2 rRNA genes are annotated in these 3,700 nt (G+C 45.2%); both read right to left on the bottom strand.

What is annotated here, in order from left to right:
• Window positions 1-68 precede the first annotated feature (68 nt).
• Window positions 69-2,953, bottom strand: a 23S ribosomal RNA gene (locus AB4Z08_RS35685).
• A 622-nt stretch (window positions 2,954-3,575) separates the two neighbouring features.
• Window positions 3,576-3,687 (bottom strand): 5S ribosomal RNA (gene rrf, locus AB4Z08_RS35680).
• Window positions 3,688-3,700: the final 13 nt, after the last annotated feature.

Genomic DNA, 3,700 nt, shown 5'->3' with positions numbered 1-3,700 from the left:
TTACAGCAAACTAATAAGATAACATATCGGGAAAGTTGTATTCAAAATTCTTTAGCGTAATATTTAAAAAATTAAAGCTTACGGGCAATTAGTATTACTCGGCTGCGATATTACTACCCTTACACCTGTAACCTATCAACGTCGTAGTCTCCGACGGCCCTTAAAAGTAAACTCATCTTGAAGCAGGTTTCACGCTTAGATGCTTTCAGCGTTTATCCTATCCATACATAGCTACTCTGCACTGCACCTGGCGGCACAACAGATACACCAGCGGTATGTACGACCCGGTCCTCTCGTACTAAGGTCATGTCCTCTCAATTTACTAACGATCACAACAGATAGGGACCGAACTGTCTTGCGACGTTCTGAACCCAGTTCACGTGCCACTTTAATCGGCGAACAGCCGAACCCTTGGGACCTTCTCCAGCCCCAGGATGTGACGAACCGACATCGAGGTGCCAAACCTCACCGTCGATATGAGCTCTTGGGTGAGATCAGCCTGTTATCCCCGGAGTACCTTTTATCCTTTGAGCGATGGCCCTTCCATACAGAACCACCGGATCACTTTAGCCTGCTTTCGCACCTGCTCGGCTTGTTTGCCTCACAGTCAAGCACCCTTATACTAATGCGCTCTGCGTACGATTACCAACCGTACTGAGGGTACCTTTGCGAGCCTCCGTTACCTTTTAGGAGGCGACCACCCCAGTCAAACTACCCACCAAACAATGTCTCCCCGTTAAGGGATTAGACTCTAAATAACAGAAGGTTGGTATTTCAACGATGACTCCACAACTCCTGGCGAAGCTGCTTCATAGTCTCCCAACTATCCTACACATCTGGCATTCAAAATCAATGTTAAGTTGTAGTGAAGGTTCACGGGGTCTTTCCGTCCCGTTGCGATTAACCGGCATCTTCACCGATACTACAATTTCACCGAGCTCGTGGTAGAGACAGTGTACAACTCATTAGACCATTCGTGCAGGTCGGAACTTACCCGACAAGGAATTTCGCTACCTTAGGACCGTTATAGTTACGGCCGCCGTTTACTGGGGCTTCAGTCAGAAGCTTTGGRTTACYCCGAACATCCTTCCTTAACCTTCCAGCACCGGGCAGGTATCAGGCTCTATACGTCATCTTTCGATTTTGCAGGGCCCTGTGTTTTTGTTAAACAGTTGGTTGTACCATTTTACTGAGGCCGCATTACTGCGGCACGCCTTATCCCGAAGTTACAGCGTCAATTTGCCTAGTTCCTTTACCACGGATCACTCGAGCGCCTGAGAATACTCATCTCGACTACCTGTGTCGGTTTACGGTACGGGCTGCTATAAACGAACCTTAGAAGTTTTTCTTGGAAGTCTGATTAGGGACACTATCAGCGCGGCCGAAGCTTTGCTGTACTATCAGGCTTCAGCAAGTCTGGCGGATTTTCCTACCAAACCTATACCTACACCCTTTAACGCACTATTCCGTAAGTGCGCGATCCTTTCACTACTCCGTTACTCCATCGAATTTATAGCAGGTACTGGAATATTCACCAGTTTGCCATCAGCTACACCTTTCGGCTTTGCCTAAGGACCCGACTAACCCTGATCCGATTAGCGTTGATCAGGAACCCTTAGTCTTACGGCGATAAGATTTTTCATCTTATTTATCGTTACTTATGCCTACATTTTCTTTTCTAAACGCTCCAGCATGTTTCRCAACACACCTTCGATGCAGTTTAGAATGCTCCCCTACCGTCTAGYACCATAAGYRCTAGGCCTAAAGCTTCGGTTATACGTTTGATGCCCGATTATTTTCCGTGCCCAAACCCTCGACCAGTGAGCTGTTACGCACTCTTTAAATGAATGGCTGCTTCCAAGCCAACATCCTGGCTGTTTTAGGATTTGAACCGCGTTTGATCAACTTAACGTATCATTAGGGACCTTAGCTGTTAGTCTGGGTTATTTCCCTCTCGGCCATGGACCTTAGCGCCCACAGCCTCACTCCTGGAGATTATGTTATAGCATTCGGAGTTTATTAGGGTTTGGTAGGCGGTGAAGCCCCCTAGCCCAATTAGTAGCTCTACCTCTATAACACGTCTATATCCAAGGCTGTTCCTAAAAACATTTCGGGGAGAACGAGCTATCTCTCAGTTTGATTGGCCTTTCACCCCTATCCACAGGTCATCCCATAGCTTTTCAACGCTAATGAGTTCGGACCTCCAGTTAGTTTTACCTAACCTTCATCCTGCCCATGGATAGATCACAAAGTTTCGCGTCTACCCCCACTGACTRATTCGCTCTGTTAGAACTTGCTTTCGCTACGGCTCCGGTACTGAAGACCTTAACCTTGCCAGTGAGGAGTAACTCGTAGGCTCATTATGCAAAAGGCACGCCGTCACTCTTGCGAGCTCCGACCGCTTGTAAGCGCACGGTTTCAGGAACTATTTCACTCTCCTGTTCGGAGTACTTTTCACCTTTCCCTTACGGTACTGGTTCACTATCGGTATCTAAGGAGTATTTAGCCTTACCAGATGGTGCTGGCAGTTTCATACAGGATTCCTCCGGTCCCGCACTACTCAGGATACTACACGTCCATCAGAATTTCTGTCTACAGGGCTATCACCTGCTACGGCTCATCTTTCCAGATGATTCAACTTGATCTGACTTTCTAAAAGTAGTCCTACAACCCCGGATAGAATTGCTTCGATCCGGTTTGGGCTCTTCCCCGTTCGCTCGCCACTACTTAGGGAATCATTATTTATTTTCTTTTCCTGCAGGTACTTAGATGTTTCAGTTCCCTGCGTTGGCCCCCTTGCGGGTAATACACCTTCAGTGTACTGGGTTGTCCCATTCGGAAATCTACGGATGTAACGATCGTTTGCATCTCCCCGTAGCTTATCGCAGCTTACCACGTCCTTCRTCGCCTCTTAGATCCTAGGCATCCACCATGCGCTCTTATTCGCTTTAAAAAATTTACGTATTCAAATACTACTATTYYGAATACAACTTGCATTTCCCAATATGTCAAAGAACTTTTAACCACTGACTCTTCTTRCGAAGTTTCATTTGCGTGATTATTGCCGATGTGTGAGATCCGATCTCTGTGGCTCTTTAGCCAAACATCTTTGTTATTATTAGAAGAACTTTTATTCCGTATCGCGTTGTTTGCGTTGGGGTTGCAAAGGTAGTGATCTTTCAATTAATCACCAAAACTTTTTTAAAGTTTTTTGCATCTTTAATTATCTTAGTATCAATGACTTGTCTATTGGGAAAGTGCTTTTAATACTTTGATAATCAAACCCTTATTTTGCAAAGAACACTGGCTTTTTTGAAGCGGATGGCAAAGATATAACCTTTATTATTCGCAAACAAAACTATTTGAGCTTTCTCTCAAATTATTTTTCAATCTTATTTCAAATTGTTGTCAACCTTGTGGCTGAGTGTATTCTGATGAATCCTCATACAGGATCCATGTTTTTAAGAGTAAGATGTGATGACGCTTCATGTAAACAGCTGCTCTTTAGCAGCGTGCGTTTACTCTTAAAGAAAGAAAAAGCCTTAGTGCATAAACACTAAGGCTTCTCTTAATAAGTATGGCAGCTACCTACTCTCCCGCATTGTTGTGCAGTACCATCGGCCATGAGGGGCTTAACTTCTCTGTTCGGAATGGGAAGAGGTGAACACCCTCGGCAAAACCACCATAAGATCTTCTTTGC

Origin of the sequence: Chitinophaga sp. RAB17 (genome assembly GCF_052114225.1) — a bacterium.
In the GTDB taxonomy this organism is placed as follows: Bacteria; Bacteroidota; Bacteroidia; order Chitinophagales; family Chitinophagaceae; genus Chitinophaga.
The sequence above is the reverse complement of the archived record's forward strand: the minus strand, read 5'-3'. Positions and strand labels throughout refer to the sequence as shown.